At 71.2% G+C, this 22,649-nt stretch carries 25 protein-coding genes and 1 pseudogene; 19 read left to right on the forward strand and 7 right to left on the reverse strand.

Going from position 1 to position 22,649, the window contains the following annotated elements; all coding sequences use genetic code 11:
• Positions 1–3 precede the first annotated feature (3 nt).
• The 14 genes from ACIA79_RS17060 (at position 4) to ACIA79_RS17125 (ending at position 9,782) form a co-directional block, all read left to right on the forward strand.
• Positions 4–378 carry an HK97-gp10 family putative phage morphogenesis protein gene (locus ACIA79_RS17060; protein ID WP_399429070.1) on the forward strand — a complete coding sequence of 125 codons (375 nt, stop codon included), beginning with the start codon at positions 4–6 and terminating at the stop codon, positions 376–378.
• Complete coding sequence (locus ACIA79_RS17065; protein WP_399429071.1) at positions 375–779, forward strand: DUF3168 domain-containing protein; 405 nt, start codon at positions 375–377, stop codon at positions 777–779. The genes ACIA79_RS17060 and ACIA79_RS17065 overlap by 4 nt, the downstream gene beginning before the upstream one ends.
• A 2-nt stretch (positions 780–781) precedes the next feature.
• The gene (locus ACIA79_RS17070; RefSeq protein WP_399429072.1) at positions 782–1,201 is read left to right on the forward strand and encodes a phage tail tube protein; all 420 of its coding nucleotides are present in this window, start codon (positions 782–784) and stop codon (positions 1,199–1,201) included.
• A 5-nt stretch (positions 1,202–1,206) separates the two neighbouring features.
• Positions 1,207–1,611 carry a hypothetical protein gene (locus ACIA79_RS17075; RefSeq protein WP_399429073.1) on the forward strand — a complete coding sequence of 135 codons (405 nt, stop codon included), beginning with the start codon at positions 1,207–1,209 and terminating at the stop codon, positions 1,609–1,611.
• 32 nt (positions 1,612–1,643) lie between these two features.
• Complete coding sequence (locus ACIA79_RS17080; protein WP_399429074.1) at positions 1,644–1,910, forward strand: hypothetical protein; 267 nt, start codon at positions 1,644–1,646, stop codon at positions 1,908–1,910.
• Between the two features lie 22 nt (positions 1,911–1,932).
• Positions 1,933–4,014 carry a hypothetical protein gene (locus ACIA79_RS17085; RefSeq protein ID WP_399429075.1) on the forward strand — a complete coding sequence of 694 codons (2,082 nt, stop codon included), beginning with the start codon at positions 1,933–1,935 and terminating at the stop codon, positions 4,012–4,014.
• 15 nt (positions 4,015–4,029) lie between these two features.
• Positions 4,030–6,789, forward strand: coding sequence for a hypothetical protein (locus ACIA79_RS17090; protein WP_399429076.1), 2,760 nt, complete (start codon positions 4,030–4,032; stop codon positions 6,787–6,789).
• 10 nt (positions 6,790–6,799) lie between these two features.
• Positions 6,800–7,303 (forward strand): hypothetical protein, encoded by a 504-nt coding sequence (locus tag ACIA79_RS17095; RefSeq protein ID WP_399429077.1) that lies wholly within the window; start codon positions 6,800–6,802, stop codon positions 7,301–7,303.
• A 17-nt stretch (positions 7,304–7,320) separates the two neighbouring features.
• On the forward strand, positions 7,321–7,599 hold the full coding sequence (locus ACIA79_RS17100) for a hypothetical protein (protein WP_399429078.1): 279 nt from the start codon (positions 7,321–7,323) through the stop codon (positions 7,597–7,599).
• A gap of 61 nt (positions 7,600–7,660) precedes the next feature.
• Complete coding sequence (locus ACIA79_RS17105) at positions 7,661–8,602, forward strand: hypothetical protein (RefSeq protein WP_399429079.1); 942 nt, start codon at positions 7,661–7,663, stop codon at positions 8,600–8,602.
• A gap of 37 nt (positions 8,603–8,639) precedes the next feature.
• On the forward strand, positions 8,640–8,963 hold the full coding sequence (locus ACIA79_RS17110) for a hypothetical protein (protein ID WP_399429080.1): 324 nt from the start codon (positions 8,640–8,642) through the stop codon (positions 8,961–8,963).
• Between the two features lie 6 nt (positions 8,964–8,969).
• Positions 8,970–9,287 (forward strand): hypothetical protein, encoded by a 318-nt coding sequence (locus tag ACIA79_RS17115; RefSeq protein ID WP_399429081.1) that lies wholly within the window; start codon positions 8,970–8,972, stop codon positions 9,285–9,287.
• Complete coding sequence (locus ACIA79_RS17120) at positions 9,250–9,465, forward strand: hypothetical protein (RefSeq protein WP_399429082.1); 216 nt, start codon at positions 9,250–9,252, stop codon at positions 9,463–9,465. The genes ACIA79_RS17115 and ACIA79_RS17120 overlap by 38 nt, the downstream gene beginning before the upstream one ends.
• Positions 9,462–9,782, forward strand: coding sequence for a hypothetical protein (locus ACIA79_RS17125; protein WP_399429083.1), 321 nt, complete (start codon positions 9,462–9,464; stop codon positions 9,780–9,782). Before ACIA79_RS17120 ends, ACIA79_RS17125 begins: the two co-directional genes overlap by 4 nt.
• Before the next feature lie 70 nt (positions 9,783–9,852).
• Here the strand turns inward: ACIA79_RS17125 and ACIA79_RS17130 are convergent, their stop codons facing one another.
• From ACIA79_RS17130 to ACIA79_RS17140, 3 genes are read right to left on the reverse strand one after another with little or no spacing between them, the layout of a single operon-like run.
• On the reverse strand, positions 9,853–10,707 hold the full coding sequence (locus ACIA79_RS17130; RefSeq protein ID WP_399429084.1) for a helix-turn-helix domain-containing protein: 855 nt from the start codon (positions 10,705–10,707) through the stop codon (positions 9,853–9,855).
• Positions 10,708–10,728: 21 nt separating this feature from the next.
• A complete protein-coding gene (locus tag ACIA79_RS17135) occupies positions 10,729–11,256 on the reverse strand; it encodes a DUF6879 family protein (RefSeq protein ID WP_399429085.1) in 528 nt (175 codons plus the stop codon).
• Complete coding sequence (locus ACIA79_RS17140; protein ID WP_399429086.1) at positions 11,231–11,488, reverse strand: hypothetical protein; 258 nt, start codon at positions 11,486–11,488, stop codon at positions 11,231–11,233. Before ACIA79_RS17140 ends, ACIA79_RS17135 begins: the two co-directional genes overlap by 26 nt.
• A gap of 729 nt (positions 11,489–12,217) precedes the next feature.
• Here ACIA79_RS17140 and ACIA79_RS17145 point away from each other — a divergent pair.
• Both ACIA79_RS17145 and ACIA79_RS17150 read left to right on the forward strand, forming a co-directional pair.
• A complete protein-coding gene (locus tag ACIA79_RS17145) occupies positions 12,218–12,361 on the forward strand; it encodes a hypothetical protein (RefSeq protein ID WP_399429087.1) in 144 nt (47 codons plus the stop codon).
• A gap of 62 nt (positions 12,362–12,423) precedes the next feature.
• Positions 12,424–12,831 carry a hypothetical protein gene (locus ACIA79_RS17150; RefSeq protein ID WP_399429088.1) on the forward strand — a complete coding sequence of 136 codons (408 nt, stop codon included), beginning with the start codon at positions 12,424–12,426 and terminating at the stop codon, positions 12,829–12,831.
• 225 nt (positions 12,832–13,056) lie between these two features.
• Here ACIA79_RS17150 and ACIA79_RS17155 read toward each other — a convergent pair.
• Both ACIA79_RS17155 and ssd read right to left on the reverse strand, forming a co-directional pair.
• A pseudogene (locus ACIA79_RS17155) lies at positions 13,057–13,635 on the reverse strand (ATPase, T2SS/T4P/T4SS family); the annotation flags it as partial.
• Positions 13,632–14,738 carry a septum site-determining protein Ssd gene (gene ssd, locus ACIA79_RS17160; RefSeq protein WP_399429089.1) on the reverse strand — a complete coding sequence of 369 codons (1,107 nt, stop codon included), beginning with the start codon at positions 14,736–14,738 and terminating at the stop codon, positions 13,632–13,634. The gene ssd and the pseudogene ACIA79_RS17155, both read right to left, overlap by 4 nt.
• A 603-nt stretch (positions 14,739–15,341) precedes the next feature.
• Between ssd and ACIA79_RS17165 the strand changes: the two genes are divergently transcribed.
• Positions 15,342–16,172 (forward strand): HAD family hydrolase, encoded by an 831-nt coding sequence (locus ACIA79_RS17165; RefSeq protein ID WP_399429090.1) that lies wholly within the window; start codon positions 15,342–15,344, stop codon positions 16,170–16,172.
• A 379-nt stretch (positions 16,173–16,551) separates the two neighbouring features.
• Here ACIA79_RS17165 and ACIA79_RS17170 read toward each other — a convergent pair whose 3' ends face one another.
• Positions 16,552–17,406, reverse strand: coding sequence for an oxidoreductase (locus tag ACIA79_RS17170; RefSeq protein WP_399429091.1), 855 nt, complete (start codon positions 17,404–17,406; stop codon positions 16,552–16,554).
• Between the two features lie 112 nt (positions 17,407–17,518).
• Between ACIA79_RS17170 and ACIA79_RS17175 the strand changes: the two genes are divergently transcribed.
• A complete protein-coding gene (locus ACIA79_RS17175; protein WP_399429092.1) occupies positions 17,519–18,505 on the forward strand; it encodes an ATP-binding protein in 987 nt (328 codons plus the stop codon).
• Here ACIA79_RS17175 and ACIA79_RS17180 read toward each other — a convergent pair.
• Complete coding sequence (locus tag ACIA79_RS17180) at positions 18,483–19,757, reverse strand: hypothetical protein (RefSeq protein ID WP_399429093.1); 1,275 nt, start codon at positions 19,755–19,757, stop codon at positions 18,483–18,485. The genes ACIA79_RS17175 and ACIA79_RS17180 overlap by 23 nt on opposite strands.
• A gap of 323 nt (positions 19,758–20,080) precedes the next feature.
• On the opposite strand from ACIA79_RS17180, the gene ACIA79_RS17185 reads away from it, so the two are divergent.
• Entirely contained in the window at positions 20,081–22,438 is a 2,358-nt protein-coding gene (locus tag ACIA79_RS17185; protein WP_399429094.1) for a SulP family inorganic anion transporter, read from the forward strand.
• Positions 22,439–22,649 lie beyond the last annotated feature (211 nt).

Below are 22,649 nucleotides of genomic sequence, written 5' to 3' on the forward strand. Positions count from 1 at the left end.
CCGATGGCCCGAGCCCGACTCGACGGCCTGGACCGCGCGCTGCGCGCGGTCGCCCGCGTACCCGAAGCGATGCGCCAGGCCCGCGGCGAGACCCTCACCGAGTGGGCCGACGCCGTGCAGGACACCGCCGAGCAACGCGTCCCGCGCGACACCGGCTCCCTGTGGGAGGCCCTCGACCAGCGGGTCGACACCCGCTACGGCCGGGCCGAGGTCGGCGTGTGGGACCCCGAGGAACTGGAGTACGCGCTGCACGTGGAGAAGGGCACCAGCTCCATGCCCGACCAGCCCTACCTCGTGCCCGCGTTCAACGAGCACCGCCGCCAGGTCACGGCCACCTACCGCGCCGCGTTCCGCCGGCACCTGGGGTCCGGCTCGTGACCGCTGCCCTGTGGCCGCTGCAGCAGGCGGTGTACGCCAAGCTCACCGGCCACGCCCCGCTGATGGCCCTGGTGACCGGCGTGCACGACGAGGTACCGGAGGCGGCCACCACCCCCTACGTGACGATCGGCTCCATCAGCGAGCTGGTCGACGACGCGCACAACCAGCGCGGCCTGGAGGCCAGCGTGGTGTTGCACGTGTGGTCGCGCTACCGGGGCTGGCGTGAGGCGTCCCGGATCCTGTCCGCCCTCGACGACGCGCTGGACCGGCAACCGCTGACGGTGGCCGGGTTCGGTGACGTGTCGATCGCCCACCAGCAGCACACCCAGCTGCGTGACCCCGACCCCGACATCCGGCACATCAACGTGACCTACCGGGTGTGGCTGACCAAGGAGGCTTGACCATGGCAGGACTGGACGCATTCGGCACCCAGCTGCAGCGCGGCGACGGCGCGGGCAGCGAGGTGTTCACCGCCATCGCCGCCGTCACGAACATCACCCCTCCCGGCATCGAGCGGGAGACCTACGACGTCACCGCGCACGACTCGGCCGATGGCTGGCGCGAGCACATCGGCGGCCTGAAGGACGGCGGCGAGGTGTCCATCGACATCAACTACGACCCGCGCGAACACGACGTCCTGGTCGCCGACTTCGACGACACCGAGCCCCGCAACTACAAGATCGTGTGGCCCGGCTCCCTCGGCAGTTGGGCGTTCGCCGCGATCCTCACCGCCTTCGAGCCGGAGGCCCCCCACGACGAAAAGCTGGCCGCCTCCCTGACCTTCAAGGTCTCCGGCAAGCCGACCATCACCACCGGAGTGTGACGCCGATGACGACGTACCTGTCTCCGCAGCAGATCCTCGACGCCGAGGACCTGAGCACCGAGGACGTCGACGTGCCGGAGTGGGGCGGCACCGTGCGGGTGCGCGCCCTGTCCGGCACCGAACGCGACAAGATCGAAGCGTCCATGGTGAGCGCATCCGGCACCTCGCTGAACACCGAGAAGCTCGCCGGGTTCCGGGCCCGTCTCGCCGCGGCCGCGATCGTGGACGAGAACGGCAAGCGGATGTTCCGCTCCGAGGCGGAGACCCGGCGGCTGGGCGAGAAGAGCGCGACCGCGCTGCAGCGGGTGTGCGACGTCGCCATGCGCCTGTCCGGCCTGACGGAGGAGGACCAGGCGGAGCTCCTGGGAAACTCCGGCGCCGCCCTGAGCGGCAGTTCTACTTCCGCCTGACCGAGCATCTCGGGCACCGGTCCGTCGCCGAGATGCTCGCCCACGTCTCCTCCCGCGAGCTGTCGGAGTGGCAGGCGTATGAGCGGATCGCCGGGCCGCTCGGCTCCCGCCGCGGTGACGTGCATGCCGCGATGGTCGCCGCGTCGGTCATCAACAGCCAGAGGACCAAGGGAAGGCCGCTGCCGGTGAGCGACTTCATCCCGCGCTGGGACCGCCGGGCCGGCCAGTCGCCCGAGGAGATGTTCCGCGCCGCGATGGCCGCGACGATCGCGATGGGCGGCACCGTCCGCACCGCATAACCGCATAGAGGGGTGGTGAGCCATGGCCACCCTGGAGTCGATGACGGTGCGCCTGGGCATCGACACAGACCAGCTGCAGGCCGGCGCCGAGCGTGCCAAGCGCACGCTGGCCGGGCTGGGCAAGGCGGTCGCCGCGCTTGGCGTCGGCGCCCCGGCAGCGGCCGCGGCCGCCACCGCGGTGGGCGGCATGGCCGCCGCGTTCGCCTCCGCGGGCGCCGCGGCCAAGGCGTTCCAGCTCGCGGCCGGCCCGCAGCTGGAGTCCGTCACCGAAGCCTCCACGGCGGCCGAGGCCGCGGAGGCAGCGCACGAGAAGGCAGCGCTGAAGACCGCGGCCGCGCAGAAGCTGGCGGCCAAGGGGGGCAAGGAGTACGAGGCCGCGCTGCGTGAGGCCGAGTCGGCGACCAAGGCGGCCAAGGAGGCCGACGCCGCCTACGAGCAGCAGCTTGCCGGGATGCCGCCCGCGACACAGAAGATGTCCAAGGCGCTGGCCGGGCTGAAGGACGACCACCAGAAGTGGTCCGACAGCCTCGCGTCCAGCACGATGCCGGTGTTCACCAAGGGCATCAACATCCTCCGCGGCTTGCTGCCCCGGCTCACCCCGTTCGTGAAGGCCGCGGCCGAGGCTTTCGGCGGCTTCCTCGACAAGGTCGCCAAGGGCGTGGAGTCGGCCAAGTTCAAGGAGTGGGCCGACGACATGGCGGGCGCCGCTGGCCCCGCGCTGAGCAACTTCCTGACCATCATCAAGAACCTGGCCGTGGGGTTCGGGTCGCTGGCGGCCGCGTTCACCCCCGCATCGGGCGACGTGACCGGCGGGCTGGTCGGGATGACCGGCGCGTTCGCTGACTGGGCCTCCTCCCTCAAGGGCAGCGAGGGGTTCGAGAGGTTCCTGCGGATCGCGGACGAGGGCGGCGACACGCTGGGCACCCTCGCCGAAGCGGCGCTCGCTGTCCTCCGGGCGGTCGCTCCCCTGCTCGGCGTCACGACGATGGTGGCCGAAGCGTTCGGCAGGGTGATCGCCGCTGTTCCGACGCCGGTCCTGACCGGCCTGATCACCGCGCTGGCCGCGATCCGGATCGGGATGCTGCTGTACGGGGCGGGCGCCGCGATCGTCGCCGGCGCCAACGCCATCATGGCGACGTCCGCGTGGGCGGCCATCGCCGGGTGGGCCCGCATGATGGCGTTCGGCCTGATGGCCTACGCCCGGATCGCGCTCGCCGCGGTCATCTCCGCGACCACCACCGCCGGCGCCTGGGTCGGCTCCGCCCTGGTGTCGATCGGCATCTGGGTCGCAGCCGTCGTCCGCGCCGCGCTGACCGCCGTCGGGCAGTTCGCTCTCATGGCCGCCCGGGCGGTCGCCTGGGCCGTGGTCATGGCCGCGCAGTGGCTGATTGCCATGGGCCCGATCGGCTGGATCATCGGTGCGATCATCGGCCTGACCGCCCTGATCGTCGCCAACTGGGACAAGATCAAGCAGTGGACCGGGCAGGCGTGGGACTGGGTCTGGTCCAAGATCCAGGGCGTCGGCAAGATGATCCTCAGCTTCATCAGCGGCCTGCCGCTGGTGCAGTTCTTCCTGCGCCACTGGGACCGGATCAAGACCGGCACCGTCAACAAGGTCCTCGGGCTGATCGCCTACGTCCGCGGGCTGCCCGGCCGCATCAAGAGCGCGCTCGGCAACCTCGGCAGCCTGCTGCTGAACGCGGGCAAGGACGTCGTCCGCGGCCTGTGGAACGGCATCAAAAGCATGGGCGCGTGGCTCAAGTCGACGTTGATCGGCTGGGCGAAGGACCTGATCCCCGGACCGATCGCCCGCGCGCTCGGCATCAACTCCCCCTCGAAGGTGCTCGCCCGCGAAGTCGGCCGGTGGATCCCCGCCGGCATCGTCCAGGGCGCGGAGGACGGCAAGGCTGAACTGGATGCCACCATGCGGCACCTGGTCGACGTGCCCGGCCTGTCCCGCCCCACCGCCACCGCCGCCAACAGCCGAGCCGACCAAAGGCTGCTGGTGGACTTCGTCCAGAGCGAGTTCACGCGGCTGCTGCGGATCACCGTGGACCGCGAGGGCGGCGGGTCGGTGCAGAAAGCCTTCGGCCGCGCCTCCTAGAAAGGACCCCCGCTCGTGCCCATCCCCACCCCGCGCGTGGAGCTGCAGCAGGACGGATCGTGGGAGGACATCACCGGCCGCGCCTACCACCGCGACCCCATCGAGATCTCCACCGGCCGCCGCGCCGAAGGCTCCCGCGCCGACCCCACCGACATCAGCCTGACGATCAACAACCGCGACGGGGAGTTCAGCGACTTGAACCCCCTGTCCCCCCGGTACGGCAAACTCACGCCGAACACCCCGATCCGGGTCGCCATGCCCGGATCCGAGTCCTACCTGCGCCTGGACCGCACCACCACCGGCATCGCCACCACCCCCGACACCGCCGCCCTGGACATCACCGGGGACATCGACGTCCGCGTGGAGCTGACCGCCCGGAACTGGTACACCACCAACAGGCAAACGTTGATCGGGAAGTGGTCGCAGACGGACAGCGGGCAGCGCTCGTGGTTCCTGCGCATCGGCGTCGCGATCGTCACGTTCGTGTGGACCACCGGCGGGACGAACGCGACGCAGCACTTCGTCGAAGCGCCCCTGCCCGGCGGGCTGCGCCGCGCCGCGCTGCGCGCCACCCTCGACGTGAACAACGGGTCGGGCGGCCACACCGCCACCCTGTACTGGGCACCCAGCATGGACGGGCCGTGGACCACCCTGTTCACGGCCACCGGCAGCGGCATCACCAGCGTGTACGCGTCCACCTCCCCGCTGACGATCGGCCCCACGGACCTCACCTCCACCCCGAACCGCCTGCCGCTGGACGGGCGGATCCACCGCGCCGAGGTCCGCAACGGCATCGGCGGCGCCGTCGTCGCCGCGCCTGACCTCCGGGCCCTGGCCGAGGGGACCACCGCGTGGACGGACAGCGCCGGCCGCGCCTGGTCGCTCTCCGGCACGGCGGAGATCACCCGCTCCCAGTACCGCGGCGCCGGGGAGATCGAGTCCTGGCCGTCCCGGTGGACGCTCTCGGGCGCGGACGCGTGGGTACCGGTGCGCGGCCGCGGCGTGCTGGAGCGCCTGTCCCGCACGAGCAAGCCGCTCGACAGCACCCTGCGCCGCCGGATCCCGACCTTCAGCCCGCTGGCGTACTGGCCCATGGAGGAGGGCGAGGAAGCCACCCAGATCTACTCCCCGATCGCCGGGGTCTCTCCGCTGAAGTACTCCGGGCTGACGTTGGCGAACGATGACACCTTGCCTGGCTCGGCGCCGCTGCCGACGACCGCGGCCTACGCCACCCTGTCCGCACGTGTGCCCCGCTCCGCCGCTGTGGGCTGGCACGTGGAGCTCGTCTACAAGGCCCCCACCCTGCCCGCAGGCATCTCCGGAGACTTCCTGCGCGTGCAGATCGCCGGGTCGGCGGTCGCGCAGTTCATCGTGAAGGCGGGCTCGACGGGGATCCGGCTGGACCTGCGTGACGCCGATGACGTCCTGCTCGCCACGAACACGTGGGCGGACCCCGCCCCGGTCGCCGCGTTCCAGGGCCGGTGGAACCGCCTGCAATTGTTCACCGCGCAGGACGGCGCCAACACGCGCTTCTACGCCGCGTGGCTCGATGTGGAGGCGAACACGTGGTACTACCTGCCGATTTCCTGGGCGACCACGGCCGGGCAGGTGACGTGGGTCCACAACGTCTGGGATCACGCCTCTTGGGAAAACCTCTCGATCGGCCACCTGGCGGTGTTCCCCACCCCGGCCACCTACAGCGGCGGCGCGCCCTCAGTCGGGACGATGGCTTTCGACAATGCGGACAACGGGCTCCGGGGAGAGACCGCCCTCGACCGGCTCGCCCGGCTGACCGCCGAGGAGGCTGTGCCGTTCTCGTGGGTGGACGGGGACACCACCGCGAGCTCGGAGCAGCTGGGCCCGCAGCGCGTCATGCCCTTGCTGGAGCTGCTGGAGGAGGCCGCCGACGTCGACGGCGGGATGCTCGGCGAGGACCCCGAGCGCCTCGGACTGCACTACCGCGACCGGATGAGCCTGTACAACCAGACCCCGGCGCTCACCCTCGACTACGCGGGCGGGCAGGTCGCCCCGCCGCTGGAGCCGGTCCGCGACACGCAGCGCGTCGTCAACGACGTGGAGGTCAAGCGGGTCAACGGCTCCTCGGCGCGCGCGGTGCTGGAGACCGGACGGCTGTCGGTGCAGGCCCCGCCGCACGGCATCGGCCGCATCGACCAGGCGCCCGAGCTGAACGTCTTCAGCGACGACCAGGTGGCGCCGCAGGCCGGATGGAGACTGCACCTGGGCACCGTGGAGGAGGCCCGCTACCCGTCCGTCACCGTCTACCTGCACCAGCAGCCCGACCTGATCGACGACGTCCTGGCGCTGCGCCCCGGGGACCTGCTGCGCATCACCAACCTGCCCGTCTGGGCGGGCGGCCAGGACGTCGACCTGGTCGTCGAAGGCTGGCACGAGACGATCCAGGCCCCCGAGTGGACCATCACGTTCGCGTGCTCGCCCGCTTCCCCGTGGTCGGTCGGCATCCTGGACGATCCGATCCTCGGCCGGATCGACACCGACGGCTCGTCGCTCGTCAGCGGCGTGAGCGCCAGCGCGACCAGCCTCACCGTCGCCTCGGACCAAGCACCGTGGACCACCGACCCGGCCGACTGCCCGTTCGACATCCGCGTCGGCGGCGAGGTCATGACCGTCACCAGCATCACGGGCGCAGCTTCGCCCCAGACGTTCACCGTCGTCCGGGCCGTCAACGGCATCTCGAAGTCGCAGACCGCCGGCACGGACGTGCGCCTGGCCACGCCCACCATCATCGCCCTGTAGGAGGACCCGCATGCCCTACCCCGTGTATCCGGCCGGGCGGCGCATCACCGCGAGCCTTCTGCAGGCCGCGGTCCCGCTGGAGGCCATGAAGGCCGCCGACACCGACCGCGCCAGCACGACGACCGTGACCGCGGATCCCGAGCTCATCCTGGCGCTCGCCGCGTCGGCCGAGTACCAGATCGAAGGCATGATCCTGACCTCGAACGCGAACCAGGCCGGTGACCTGATGTGCACGCTGGCGGGCCCGGCCGGCGCGGTCGGCACCTGGTCCGTCATGGGTCCCGACACGCTGGCCTCCAGCGACGCGAACACGATCAGGCAGCGGTCCTTCAGCCTCGGCACGGCGGCCGGCTACGGCCACCCGGGCGCCAACCAGATGGCGTATCCGTTGCACGGCCGGATCATCACCACCGGCGCCGGCAACGCCAGCTTCAACTGGGCGCAGGTGGCATCGAACGCAACCCCTACCCGCGTGGCCGCCGGCTCGTGGCTCCGCGCCATCCGTACCGGCTGACCCGAGAAGGAGCACCCATGGCACTCGTGACCGAGCGGTACGAGTCGATCCAGTACGACGGCACCAACGGCCGCTACATCGCCGAGACCTGGCTGGCCAACTGCGCCCTTGTCGAAGACACCGGGACGCTTCTGACCATCGACGACGTCGGCCCGACCGGGTCCGGCCTGGTCAACGTGGAGGTCGGCGGCTGGGTCATCAAGCGGTCGCCGGTGGCCGACCACCAGAACCTCTTCTACATGGCGCTGTCCGACTCCTCGTACCGGCTGCGGTACGTCGAGCTGCCGACCCCGTAGCCCACCCCCGACCCCGCCCCGCGCCGACCGGCCCGGGGCTTTCTCATGCCCTGGAGGGCCCATGGATCTCGTCTCCCGGTCGGAGTGGGGCGCCCGCCCGTACCGCACGCCGTCCGGCGCCACCCGTTACTCGCGGCCCCGCCGCGGCGTGAAGCTGCACTACCTCGGCACGGGGTACGAGGACCGGCCGCACTCGGCGTGCGCCGCCTACGTGCGGATGCTCCAGGCGTCCCACATGGACGGCAACGGCTGGTCGGACATCGGCTACTCGTTCATTGTCTGCACCCACGGCGCCGTGTTCGAGGGCCGCGGCCTGGACCGCCGCAACAGCGCGAACGGCTCCACCGCGCTCAACGAGGAGTGCTACGCGGTGTGCCTGCTGGTCGGCTCGTCAGGCCTGACGGAGCCGACCGACGCGCAGCTGCACGGCGCCCGGGACGCCATCGACTACTGCCGCGCCCAGGGCCCGGCCGGCGACTGGCTCGGCGGGCACCGCGACGGCTACGCCACCACCTGCCCCGGCGACGCGATCTACGCGTGGGTGAAGGCCGGCGCGCCCCGCCCGAAGTCGCCGACGACCAAGGACCCCGAGCCCGCCCCCGTTAAGGAGGACCCCGCCATGCCCACCGTCATCACCGAGTCGCAGGCCGGCGGGCCCGAGCTGGACGCCAACGTCTACCGGCTGCTGCGCATGGCCGACGACACCGCGCTCCTCCAAGGCCCCTGCACGTACACCGTCACGACGTATGCGACCGTCCGCGGCGAGCCGGGCGCCCGGATCACGCTGCGGTTCCACGACCTGATGCTCTCCGCGCCGAACGACCCGTCCCACGACCTGCCGATCGACGTCGGCGTCATCGGCCCCGAGGGCGTGCTGAACGCCTCGGCCACACGGAACGGCATGCTCACGAAGGACGAGCAGCTGAAGGTCGAGATCCGCGCGGACGCCGACGGTGCCCGCGTGGAGCGCCGCGTCCTGCGCGCCCTGCGCTGGGACGCCTGACCCACAACCCCCACCCCTACCCGAGAACGGAACCGTCATGAACGTCACCCTGGACACGGCGTACTGGATCGGCCTGCTGATCAGCGTCGTCCTGCCGGTGCTCGTCGGCCTGGTCACCACCCGTGTCACCCACGCCGGCACGAAGGCAGTGCTGCTGTTGGCCCTGTCCGGCGTCAACGGCCTGCTCGTGGAAGTCGCCCACCCGGGCCCCGGCTTCGACCTCGGCACGGCGGCCGTGCTGGCGCTGGTCGCCTTCGCCACCGGTGTGCTCGCCCACTTCGGCCTGTGGAAGCCGGCCGGTGTCTCGGCCCGCGCGCAGGACAGCCTGATCACCGCGCGGTCCCAGCCGCGGGGCGTGTGACCGCCGGTGGGCGCTGAGGTCTTCGGGCTGCCGGTCACGGAGGCAGGGCCGACCGCGCTCCTCGCGCTGGTCGTGCTGCTGATCCTGACCGGCCGCCTGGTACCCCGCTCCACACTCCAGGACATGCGGGAGGAGCGCGACACCTGGCGGGCCGCGCACACCGAGTCGGAGGCGGCTCGGCAGGCGGAGCGGGAGCAGGTGGGTGAGCTGCTGGAGATGGCCCGGCTGGGCAATCAGGTGCTCAACTCCCTGCCCCGCCCGGCACCGCGGGGGGAGGTGGCTCCCGGTGATCGAGTGGATCAGGCGGCTGGTCCGCCGCGGTGAGCCGAGCCAGGGTCAGCGCGAGGCGGAGGGCGCGCTGGACCGGGCACGGACGGCACGCGAGCAAGCCGAGGAGCGCCGGCCGCTGGTGGAGGCCGCGGTGCAGCGCCTGCGCCGGGAGCGGGAAGAGAACCACTTCGCCGACCGGATCCGCGCAGCGCTGGAGGGAGGGGCGCAGTGAGGGAGATGAGCGTGGACATGTGGGTCAACACGGTGGCATCGGGGGTGGCGGCTCTGGTGTGCGGAGCGTTCGTGGTGGTGTACCACGTGCGGATGCCATGGTGGCGGTCGGCGACAGGCCGCCACCTGATGGCGGTCGGTGTCGCGCTAGGACTGCTGTTCGCCTACACGGTGCTCATCGCGCTGTGGCCGGACGGGTGTCCGGCTGCGGTGCTGCGGAGTATCCGCACGGCGGTGGTCTTGGCGATCGCCGCGCTGATGGTGCAGCGCACCCGCATGGTGCTGCGTGCACAGAAGCGTGACCGAACTGGAGTGTGAGAGTCACCCGAGTGATGCGCCCCCTGTCTGGCCTGCGGGCCGGGCAGGGGGCGTTTTCGTGCGCCCACGGTCATCCGAGGGCTTCGATCGCCTTCACGATCAGGCCTCTCGCTTGAGTGCCGTACACAGCCATGCTTCGCAGCTGCTCAAACGCCTTCAGGTACACAGCGATCTCGCTGGGTTGCGTGATCTTTACCTGCGCCGAGGCGAGCTCGACTGACACCAGCGCGTCGTCGTACACGTGGAACGTCTCGCGCGGCCACTGCTTCCGCTCCGGTGTTGACATCGGGATGATGCCGAGCGAGACCGAAGGGATCGCACCGGCAGTCAGCAGGTAGCCGAGCTGGGCCGCCATAGCGTCCGTGTCGGCGACCTGGTGGTAGAGCACCGTTTCCTCCATAAGCAGGACGAAACGGTGCCCGGGCTCATGAATGATGCGAGACCGATGGACCCGGGCCCGTGCCGCATCGGCGCTGTCGTCAGACGGCAGCTCCCTGAAATCGGCGACCGCGCGCAGGACCGCCGCCGCGTAGCCCTCTGTCTGGAGAAGTCCCGGGACCAGAGTCGAGGAGTACACCCGGAACAGCTGGGTCTCCTGGAAGAAGGACACCAGGTTGTCCTGCATCTGCTTGAGGCCGTTGCGTACCTGGTGGCGCCACTCGCTATACATCGACTCCGCGTTGAGCGACTGGACGATGAGCCCTTCGGCCTGGTCCGGCACGCGGCAAGCGTCGCACCACAACCTGATGTCTTTGGCGGAGGGCGCCGTTCGAGCATTCTCGACGCGAGAGGTCTTGGCGTGATGCCAGTTGCACCGCTCGGCCAGCTCAGTGACCGTCAACCCTGCCTCCTTGCGGAGGTCACGCAGGCGCCGCGCGACTACTTCGCGTGCCGCCTGCGCCGACGAAGACGGGGAGATGGGCATGGGCTGGCCTGTCCTGTGCCGTTAGCGGATCTGGTACTGCTCGTGTGGGATGGCCCGTTCCCATACGGCTTCGAACGCAGAGGCGCACAACTTCGCGGCCGCCATGTCTTCGGTCTCCTCTGGCCCAGCCGATGCGCCGTCGCCGGTGAAGTGGTTCCATCGGACAAGCCGACCGTCAATCAGCCAGAAGTCGTTTCCGGGCAGGGCGATGTTGGACGCCTGGCGGCGCGGGAGCCACCGCACTTGCTCGCCGGCGCGAAGGTTGACCGGTGTCCCCGCATGCTCGTACCGGATGTAGTCGGTGACGGGCTCGGACACAATGCGAGCCCGCCGCACGACGACGCCGCGGCTGACAGCCTCCGTGACGAGGCGCACCCAGGGCGCCCAGTACGCCGAGTCAGGGTCGACGTCTCGGAGTCCAGTGCGACGCCAGTTCTCGAAATCCTCGGCCTCTCCGGTGACTCCGTAGTTGTCCCGCATCTCGAGGTGCACGGCCGATCGCTCGGCGGTCTTCAGCAGCTCCTCAAAGCTGCGCGCGCTCGGCGGCATCACAGGCCTCCCTCAGGATCGGCGCCATGCGGACGGGGATGCGGATCACGGTCTCGTGGTCGGGGATGACCTGGGCGTGACCAGGGGCGGTGTTCGCCATGCACTGCGCCCGGGTGACGTCGTCGGCGGTGTAGCCCTGGAGCACGATGTCGCCGGTCTCCTCGTCTACCCACGCCGTCGGGGACTCGCTCTGGCCAGTGTTCGGGTCGATCCCAATGAACTGTAGTGACATCGCGTCCTCCGTCGATGGCTTGTGCAGTTGTGTGCATCACATTCGGGGCTACGAGAGCGACCGTCAAGACGTCAATGCGTCCATCACCCGTGTACGACGCGGGTGTTCGCACAGATCTGCACATCGCTGGAGTGCGCGCACACGCGCTCCCTACGGTCGGTAGCACTTCACTCACCGCGGACCCGAGGGATCCCGATGGAGAACCCCTGCGCCTACTGCCCCGAGGACGGCGCGGACGTATGCGTCCGGCTCCTCGCCAGCAACTCCGGCCCCGATCACCCCGTGCTTGCCCACCGGGTCTGCGCGGAACAGCGCGGCGTCCCGCCGCTCTACGGGCTGCTTGCCCCGCCCGCGGCCCGGACCACGGGGAGGACAGGGTGAACGCCCGCAGCTACGCATCACGTGAGACCACCCTGGACCTCTGCTGGACGCCTCACCCGCGGCAGCCTGCCCGGTGCTGCACCCAGGCGCCGCACCACCCCGGCGACCACCACCACGAGTACTCCGGAGCCAGTTGGCCGCGCCGTCCTGGAGTGCCGCCGGCAGACCTCACCCCGGCGGACGCACTGCTCCACCGCTGACTCCTGCCGCTGCCCAAGCCGACGGGCAGCGGTGGGCAAGACCCCGCCCCGGTCGACGCCTTGGCCGGACTGCGACCGGAGCGGGTGGGCCACCCACAAGGACGGATGGCCCGACGCAAGTGCGCACGACGACACGGAGAGGGACTCCGTGCCGACAGCACACCTGGAGGTCACCATGCGATACCGCATCGACCAGGTCAAGACCGATCCCGAGGACCGCGGCGACAGCGACGGCGGCGGGGGCAACCCGTCCGGCGGCTGTGGCGACGGCCAGGGCTGCGGCCGTCAGTAGGGAAGTCCGCACAGAGGCGAGGGCGACCGAACGAGGCCGCCCTCGCCGGCGAGGAGACGACGATGCACCACCACGGCTACATGTGGCTCGGCTCCGGCCTCCACCTAGTCCGCGACGGCGTCCGCCGCGCCGGACACCCCGACTTCCCGTCCAGTCCGTACCCGCCGCTGGAGTTGGCCCACTGGCTCCTCAAGCCGCCCTCTCTCGTGCGCGGCACCTGGACCGACCCAAAGGAGGCCGCGACCTGGTGGGCCGAGCAGGCCCGCCCGCACGTCGAGGCGTTCGCCTACGACCACGACCGCGACGTTCTTGAAGATCGCGTTCGCGGTGCCGCGGACAGTGCGCTTGGTGGCGAGGACGTGGCCGGCGGCTGGTGGCTGAGCGGGCAGCGGTACCTCGGCGTGTACCTGATCGCCTGCTCGCCCCACCGCTTCCGCCCCGACTACAGGTGCCCTGCCCCACCAGCATGAACTGCACCAGACCGCCCCGGCCGGGCCGCGCCCCCCGACGCGCCTCCGGCCGGGGCTCTTCCGTGCCCGCCTTAGATTCGAAGGAGAGCTCGCAGCTCCGGCGGCTTTAGTTCCCGAAACGGGGAAACGACCAGGTCAGCGGCTTGTTGAGCACGCCAGCCGCACGGTACAGGGAACACTGCGGGTGATCACCTGCTAAAGGCGTCTTAGACTCCACTTGGGGTTGCCGGACCCCGTCCCGCCGCTGACCAGGTACGACACCCGGGCGTCGACGAGGGCCCGCAGCACCCGGTCACCGCCCGGGGGCACCGTCCCCGCAGCGACCAGTTCTCCCACGGAGAAGGCCCGGGGACGCACGACGCGCAGCGACAGACAGGTCGAGCCGACGGCCACCGGCGGCAGCACCGCGTGCATCCGCGTCCCGTCCGGCAGCCGCGCGTCGACCCAGGGACGGGCGTCGTCCAGGCGCCGACCGGCCACCGCCGCGAGCCGCTGCGCCAGTCTGCGCACCGCTGCCGCGTCCGGGAACACCACGCCCGTCGGTTCCAGCCCGGCGCCCCGGTCCACCCACACCTTGTCCGGCGCCGACACCAGTACGTCCGTCACGGCGGGGTCCGCGAGCAGCGGCTCCAGCAGACCCGTGCCGACCAGTTCGCACCGCAGCTCCGCCGCGGCACCCAGCACCTCCGCGTCGCCCAGGAGCCGCCCCTGGGCCCGCAGGGCCGCGGCGACCCCGGCCGGAGTCGGCTCGGTGCCGCTCTCGGCGAGCCGCTGCCGTACGGCCTCCAGCAGTCCCGCCGTCATGACGCGCCCTCCCCGGTGAGCGCGCGGTCCCAGAACGCGGTGCAGAACCTGCCGAGGGGGCTGCGCGTGCTGTCGCCCGGCGGCACGCCCGCGTCCAGGTCGATCATCAGGCCCGGTTCCAGCGGCATCTCACCGGCGAGCGGCAGCTCCAGCACGTCGGCGACCCATTGCTCGTCTACCCCCGCGGCGTACGGTCCGCGCGCCACGACCCGGAGGTCCCGCAGGATCATCGTGGCCATCGACGCGACCCGTTTGGCGCCCGCGACGGCACGCAGTTCACCCGGCACGACGAGCAGGCCGACGTCCAGCTGTGCCAGCGCCTCCGCGGTGGACTCGTCGATCCGGCGCGGCAGGTCGATGACGACCACGCCGCCGCGTCTGCGGGCGGCCGCCAGGACCGAGCGCATCGCTTCGGGCGGGATGGTCACGGCGTCGCCCCGGTCCCAGCTGAGCACCCGCAGGCCGTGCAGCGAGGGCAGGGACTCCTCCAGCGCGCCGCCGGCGACCCGGCCCTTCGACGCGGCGAAATCCGGCCATCGCAGGCCCTCGGTCCGCTCGCCGCCCAACAGGACGTCGAGCCCGCCGCCCAGCGGGTCACCGTCCACGAGCATCGTGCGCCGGCCGTGGCGAGCCGCCGTGACGGCGAGCGCGCAGGCCAGCGTCGAGGCTCCGGCGCCGCCCCTGCCCCCGAGCACCCCGACGGTCAGGGCCTGGCGCCCGACGCCTTCGACGACGTCCGCGATCCGGTCGACGAGCCAGCTCTCCGCGTCGGGCAGCCGCAGCACGCAGTCGGCGCCGATCTCCACGGCGTGCCGCCACACGGCGGGATCGTCCTGGTCACGACCGACCAGCAGGACGCCGGACCTGCGGGTGGCGCCGCGGCACCGCACGGCCGCGTCGTCCCCCACGAGGACCAGCGGCGCGGCGTCCCAGCTCGCCCGGCGCTCCGGCATGCGGTGGTGGACCTCGGGGTGCGCGCCGGCCGCCGCGCACAGCCTCAGCAGGTCGTCGAGCAGCTCCGCGTCCTCCGTCACGATGAGGGGTCCGGCGCGCCGCTCCTCGGTCTCGCGGCCCCGGTCGGATGTCGTGTGGGATCCAGCCATGACTCTCCCCCTGTTCCTGTCCTCGCCCGCGGTTCCACGGGCGGACCGGCCTGCGCATGCGCGGGCTTCCGCGGACGCAGATTCGCCGGGCGTTCGCCGGGTGTTCGCGGACTCTCCCCACGACCCCGGCGTCACCTTCGACGGCGTACGCACGAGATGGAGAGATCTGCGATTCCGGTGTGCCGCGGACTTCGCGGCCGGAATCACGGTGCACGACTTCCCGAAATGAAGTGGATCTTGGTGGAAAACTGTGGACAACCCGCCGCTTGTGTATATCGCGGTAGCCCAAACCAGCGACTTCCGGAGCGCAGCACATCCGCTACGCTGAGTGACGAACGACTCGCGTCGAAGGCCGGCGCGAACAGGGCACCGAGGAGGGCGGATTGATCGGATCCGGCTGTCAGCAGCGGGCGAAAACGCGCCCGGACATGCGACGACCCCCGCCGGGGGGGAGAGCGGGGGTCGTCTCTCCGGCCGACTCGGGGGGGGGAGGAGTCGGACCGGGTTAGCACGGTCGCGAACGATCCGTGACTTCCATGGTGTACCCGAGAGCCCTCTCAGGCAAACCCACACGCCCCAGCGTACGCCGAATGGCGGGCACCTATGCTCAGCCTCGTGGAAAACCACTCCTTGCCGCGCACAGCAGCCTTCTTTGACCTGGACAAGACGGTCATTGCGAAGTCATCGACGCTGACCTTCAGCAAGTCCTTCTACCAAGGCGGCCTGATCAACCGCCGCGCCGTCCTGCGGACCGCGTACATCCAGTTCGTGTTCCTCGCGGGAGGCGCCGATCACGACCAGATGGAACGGATGCGCGCGTACCTCTCCGCGCTCTGCAAGGGCTGGAACGTCCAGCAGGTCAAGGAACTGGTCGCCGAGACCCTGCACGACCTGATCGACCCGATCATCTACGACGAGGCCGCGTCGCTCATCGAGGAGCACCACGCCGCGGGGCGGGACGTGGTGATCGTGTCCACGTCGGGCGCCGAGGTGGTCGAGCCGATCGGGGAGCTCCTCGGCGCGGACCGGGTCGTGGCGACGCGCATGGTCGTCGGCGACGACGGGTGCTTCACCGGGGAGGTGGAGTACTACGCGTACGGGCCGACCAAGGCGGAGGCGGTGCGGGCACTGGCCGAGTCGGAGGGCTACGACCTGGCGCGCTGCTACGCCTACAGCGACTCCTTCACCGACGTCCCGATGCTGGAGGCCGTCGGGCACGCCTACGCGGTGAACCCGGACCGGGCCCTGCGGCGCGAGGCACTGGCCCGCGGATGGCCGGTTCTGGTCTTCACCCGTCCGGTGCGACTCAAGCAGCGCCTGCCCGAGTTCCGGATGCCGCCCCGCCCGGCGCTGGTCGCGGCGGCCGCGGTGGGTGCGGCGGCGGCCACGGCCGGACTCGTCTGGTACGCCAACAGGCGCCGCCAGTCCGCGTAGCCACGCAAGGCCGCCCCGGTCGGCCCGGGGCACCCGCACCCGCCCGGTTCCGCCCTGTTTGATCCGGAAAACAAATAAGTGGAACGAGGACTTTCGCTTCACCGCGGACGGGAGTACAAAGGAGTTGACGGCCCGCGAGACCGAGGACATCCGAAAGGATTACTTGTTGAGCAAGAAGGCCCCACGGACCGAACAGTACGGAAGCTGAGCACCCACGCGACGTCGACCCGTCGATTACGGGCCAGCCGCACCAGGCGTCGGGCAAAGAACCCCGCCTGATGGGCACATATCGAGGACGCATGGTAACTCGGCCGACGTGCCAGCGGCGGTACCGTTCTGCGGTACCGCCGCAACCCTGTTCAGACCCCCCGGGCCCGCGTCACGCGGCGCCGCGCTGCAGCGCTTCGCACACCGCCGTCGACTCCCGGACGCCGAGCTCGACCGCGCGGCCGCAGTGCGCGACCCACGCCGCCATGCCCTCCGCCGTACCGGACAGATAGCCGTCGAAGGCCCTCACGTACGCCTCCGGCCCGAGCTCGGCGTGCCCGACCTCCGCGGGGCAGACCGCCTTCGGGTCCAGCCCGCTGCCGATCAGCACGATGCGCTCGGCCGTGCGCGCCACCAGACCGCTGTACGTGGTGAAGGGGCGCAGCGCCAGCAGTTCGCCGTGCACGACCGCGGCCGTGACGAGCGCCGGGGCCGACGTACCGGCCACGATCAGCTCCGACAGGCCCTCGAGCCGTCCGGCCACCTCGGAGGCGTCCGGCAGCGGCGCCCGGATGAGGGGCTCGTCGACGCCCTCGCCGTCCTGGCGGGGCCGACCCACCGCGTCCGCCGCGCCCGTCCGGTCCGCCGCGGCGCGCACCTCGCCCGGGTCACCCGCGGCCACCAGGTGCAACCGGGCCAGCACGCGCAGCGGGGACTGCCGCCAGATGGACAGCAGCTGGCCGGCCTCCGCACCGAGGCGGAGGGCCGCTCCCACCGTCCGGGCCTCCGGGTCACCACCGAAGTCGGTGCGCCGGCGCACCTCCTCCAGCGCCCAGTCGGCACCCGAGAGCGCCGCCGAACCGCGTGCGCCGCGCAGCGCCGCCTCGGAGGTGATCTCGTTGCTGCGGCGGCGCATCACGCGGTGTCCGTAGACCCGGTCGACGGCCTTGCGTACGGACTCCACGGCATCGGGCACGCCCGGCAGCGCACCCAGGGCGGCCAGCGGGTCAGAGGCACTCGTACTCATAAGTAGCGAGGCTACGCGTCCGGCGCTGCGGCCCCACGGCGGAGTGGCGTTCCTCATACCTGTTGACGACATGCAGCCACGGAGGCGTGACGCACCGCTACGCTACCTGAACATGAAGATCGCTTTCGTCGGGAAGGGCGGCAGCGGCAAGACCACGCTGTCCTCGCTCTTCATCCGCCATCTCGCCGCCACCGGCGCACCTGTCATCGCCGTGGACGCCGACATCAACCAGCACCTCGGGGCAGCGCTCGGCCTGGACGAGGCGCAGGCCGCCGCGCTCCCCGCCATGGGAGCGCACCTCCCCCTGATCAAGGAGTACCTGCGGGGCGCCAACCCCCGGATCGCGTCCGCCGAGACGATGATCAAGACGACCCCGCCCGGTGAGGGCTCGCGCCTGCTGCGGGTCCGTGAGGACAACCCCGTCTACGACGCGTGCGCCCGCTCCGTGCGGCTGGACGACGGGGAGATCCGGCTGATGGCGACGGGCCCCTTCACCGAGACGGACCTCGGGGTGGCCTGCTACCACTCGAAGGTCGGGGCGGTGGAGCTGTGCCTCAACCACCTGGTCGACGGCCCGGACGAGTACGTCGTCGTCGACATGACGGCCGGCTCCGACTCGTTCGCCTCCGGCATGTTCACCCGCTTCGACATGACCTTCCTGGTGGCCGAGCCGACGCGCAAGGGCGTGTCCGTATACCGCCAGTACAAGGAGTACGCCCGGGACTTCGGGGTCGCGGTCCGTGTCGTCGGCAACAAGGTGCAGGGCGAGGACGACGTGGCCTTCCTGCGGGAGGAGGTCGGGGACGACCTGCTCGTGACGGTCGGCCACTCCGACTGGGTGCGGGCGATGGAGAAGGGCCGCCCAACGGCGTTCGCGCTGCTGGAGGAGAACAACCGGGAGGCGCTGCGGAGGCTGCGACGCGCCGTGGACGAGTCGTACCGGTGCCGCGACTGGGAGCGTTACACGCGGCAGATGGTGCACTTCCACCTGAAGAACGCGGAGAGCTGGGGGAACGCGAAGACGGGTGCCGACCTGGCGGCCCAGGTCGACCCCGCCTTCGTGCTCCGCGAGGGGCTCAGTGCCGCTCAGCCTGCTTGACCGGTGAGGCCGCAGGGCGGGCCGGCTCGGCCGCGAGGAACTCCGCCCAGCCGGCCTGCGGTGCCTGACCCACCTTCAGGGTCCGCAGCTTCGCCAGGACGGCGGGGTCCTGGGCGTCCAGCCAGTCCGCGAGCTGCCGGAAGGACACGCAGCGCACCTCCTTCTTGACGCAGACGTGCGCGATGGTCTCCTCGACGGCACGCATGTACGTACCGCCGTTCCAGGACTCGAAGTGGTTCCCGATGATCAGCGGCGCCCGGTTGCCGTTGTACGCGCGGTCGAAGGCCTGCACCATGCCGTCGCGGAACTGGTTCCCCCAGTAGTCGTGCATGGAGGACGAGCCCTTGGTGGTGCCCGACTGGTTGACCATGAAGTTGTAGTCCATCGACAGCGTCTCGAACTGCCGTCCGGGGACGGGAATCATCTGGAGGCCCAGGTCCCACAGGCCGCGTTCCTTCTCGGGCCAGATCTGGTCGTTGATGCCGCTGGTGTCGTAGCGCCAGCCCAGTTCGCTCGCGGCGCGCACGAGGTTGTCCCGGCCTTCCAGGCAGGGGGTGCGGGCGCCGATGAGCTCCTTGTCGTAGTCGAAGGGCAGCGGCTGCTCCCCCTTCAGGCCCGCGTTGGTCTTCCAGTTCTTGACGAAGGCCTTGGCCTGGGCGATCTCGCTCTTCCAGTCCTCCACCGACCAGGTGCCCACGCCGGTCTCCGGCCCGCAGAAGTGGCCGTTGAAGTGGGTGCCGACCTCGTTGCCCTCCTGCCAGGCGCCGCGCAGTTCGCGCACGGTGTCACGGATGCCTTCGCGGTCGTTGAAGCCGATGTCCGAGCGGCCCGGGGCGTGTCCGGGCGGGTCGTAGAGGTCGGCCTTGTCCTCCGGCAGCAGGTAGACACCGCTGAGGAAGTACGTCATCGTCGCGCCGTACTTCTTGCCCACCTTGCGGAAGTGGGAGAAGAGCTTCTGGCTGTCCTCGCCGGCGCCGTCCCAGGAGAAGACGACGAACTGCGGCGGCCGCTCGCCCGGCTTCAGGCGCTGCGGCTTGAGCAGGCCCGGCTGTGCGCCGGTGAAGGCGGTGGAACCGTCGCCGATCAGGCGGACGGCGTTCTGGGGACCCGCGACCTTCTTGGGGCCGCTCGCCCCGGGGGTACGGGCGGCGTCGTCGCCGGAACCGCATCCCGTCAGCCCCGCGACCATCGCCGCCGCGGTCGCGGCCGCGGCCACGGTCGCGCCGACAGTGAACCTTTTGGTGACGGCCATTCTTCCGCCCGCCCTTCTCTGCTTCCGGGGGTGTGCTGCGAGCGCCGTCAACCTCGCACCACGGGCGTGAAGATGAATATGTGACAAGCCGCACTAGAACGATTAATCACCGTATCGAGTGAAATGCTGCCCCATTTGCTCCGGAAGTCATGCCTCAATCTTTACTCTGCATTACGATCCATTTACTGACAGTTGGCAAAGCTTCTACTCGGTGCCGTTCCATGCCGTTCACCCACGGCCGCCGTGACCCACGGCCGCGACCCCCACACGTTCGTTCGAATCGCACGTACCGCGACCGCGCCGCCCCGGAGGACATGGGAACCATGACCGCCTGTATTCCCCCACGCCTGACCCGCTCCGGTCGTTCGACCCGCACGACCCACGACACACCCCCACTGCAGCGCCCCCACAGTCCGCCCGGCGGCAGCCGGTTCCCGCGCGCGGAGCGGTTCCGCATCGCCGGCACGGACGTCTCCGCCTCCATCGCCGTCTTCCTCATCGCGCTGCCGCTCTCCCTCGGCATCGCGCTCGCCACCGACGCGCCCCTCCAGGCCGGCCTGGTGGCCGCCGCCGTCGGGGGCCTCGTCGCCGGCCGGCTCGGCGGCTCACCGCTCCAGGTCAGCGGCCCCGCCGCCGGACTGACCGTGGTGACGGCCGAGTTGATCCACACCTTCGGCTGGCGCACCACCTGCGCCATCACCGTCCTCGCCGGGCTCGGCCAACTGGGCCTGTCCGCGCTGCGGGTGGCCCGCTCGGCGCTCGCCGTCTCCCCCGCGATCGTGCACGGGATGCTCGCGGGCATCGGCACCACCATCGCCCTGGCGCAGCTCCATGTCGTCCTCGGCGGCACACCGCAGAGCTCCGCCCTCGCCAACGTCCGCGGGCTGCCGGCCCAGTTGGCCGATCCGCACCTGGCCGCGCTTGCCGTGAGCGCGCTCACCATCGCCCTGCTGCTGCTGTGGCCGCGGATCCCGGGCCGGACCGGGCAGATGGTGCGGAAGGTGCCCGCGGCGCTCGCCGCGGTCGCCGCGGCGACCCTCCTGGCCGTCGCCGCCGGGATGACCGTGCCGCGCGTGGACCTGCCCTCGTGGAGCAGTCACGCACTGCCCGGGCTGCCGGAGGGGCCGGTCCTCGGCATCGCCGCGGGCGTGCTGACGATCACGCTCGTCACCAGCGTCCAGTCGCTGCTGTCCGCCGTCGCGGTCGACAAGCTGGTGGCCGCGCGCAAGGAGCCCAAGGTCCACGTGCCCCGTTCCGACCTGGACCGGGAGCTCGCCGGGCAGGGCGCGGCGAACATCGTCTCCGGCGCGCTGGGCGGCCTGCCGGTCGCCGGGGTCGCGGTGCGCAGCGTCGCCAATGTGTCGGCGGGCGCGGTCAGCCGCAACTCCACCATGCTGCACGGCCTGTGGGTGGTGCTCGCCGCGCTCTTCCTCGTCCCCGTCCTGGACCTGATCCCGCTGCCCGCGCTCGCCGCGCTCGTGATGGTCGTGGGCATCCAGATGGTCAGCATCACGCACATCCGCAGCGTCACCCGCCACCGCGAGGTGGCCGTCTACGCGGTGACCATCACCGGCGTCGTCCTCATCGGGATCCTCGAAGGCGTGGCGCTCGGCATCGTGATGGCCACGGTCCTGGCGATGCACCGGCTGTCGAAGACCCGCATCTCCATCGAAGAGCGGGACAACACCCACCACGTGCGGGTGCGCGGCCAGCTGACCTTCCTGGCGGTGCCCCGGCTGAGCCGGGCGCTGCACCAGATCCCCCAGGGTGCGTACGTGACCGTCGAGCTGGACGGCTCCTTCATGGACCACGCCGCCTTCGAGACGCTGCAGGACTGGCAGATGACGCACCTGACGCGGGGCGGTCAGGTCGAGATCACCGGCCGTTCCGGCGGCCGCATCGGCGAGAGCGACGGCAGCGCGCACGCCTGCTGCCGGCCGTGGACGCCCTGGCGCAACCACCACTGCGGTGAGCACCCGTCCGCGGAGCAGCCCGAGCCGGCGACCGGACGTCTGGCCAGCGGGCTCAGCTCGTTCCAGCGCAACACCGCTCCGCTGGTACGGGACGAACTGGCGCGGCTCGCGCGGGAGGGGCAGCAGCCTTCGCAGCTCTTCCTGACGTGTTCCGACTCCCGCCTGGTCACCAGCATGATCACGGCGAGCGGGCCGGGTGACCTGTTCACCGTGCGGAACGTGGGCAACCTGGTCCCGCTCCCCGGTGAGGAGGCCGGGGACGATTCGGTGGCGGCCGCCATCGAGTACGCGGTGGACGTGCTGCAGGTGCAGTCGATCACCGTGTGCGGCCACTCCGGCTGCGGGGCGATGCACGCCCTGCTCAACACCGCTCCGAGCCTCCCGCCGACCCCCCTGCGGCGCTGGCTGCGGCACGGGCTGCCGAGTGTGGACCGGATGAAGAGCAAGCACCGCACGTGGGCCCGGCTGTCGGGCCGTCTGCCGGCCGACGCGGTCGAGCAGCTGTGCCTGACCAACGTGGTCCAGCAGCTGGAGCACCTGAAGGCGCACGAGTCGGTGGCGCGACGCCTCGCCGAGGGCACCCTGGAGCTGCACGGGATGTACTTCGACGTCGGGGAGGCGCAGGCGTACCTGCTGTCGGGCTCCGACGGGATCGACGAGGTCTTCGAGCGCGTGACACCCGCCTCACGGGAGGAAGCCGCTGCGTGAACCCGACCCGGCCGGCCGGTCCCGCGACCGGGGCCCGGCCGGTCGGGCGTCGATCCGGTCGGTCGGGCAGGGCGGTCGGCGGTCAGTCGGCCGGCACGGTCAACCGGTCGGCCGGTCGGGGCGGCCGACACGCCCGACCCGTGAACCATCCCGGGGTGCCGTCCGTGCAAGTCGTCGTGGCTCCTGCTGCGCACCGCCCGCGGAGGAGGAG

Source organism: Streptomyces sp. NPDC051310 (genome assembly GCF_044455245.1).
Lineage (GTDB): Bacteria > Actinomycetota > Actinomycetes > Streptomycetales > Streptomycetaceae > Streptomyces.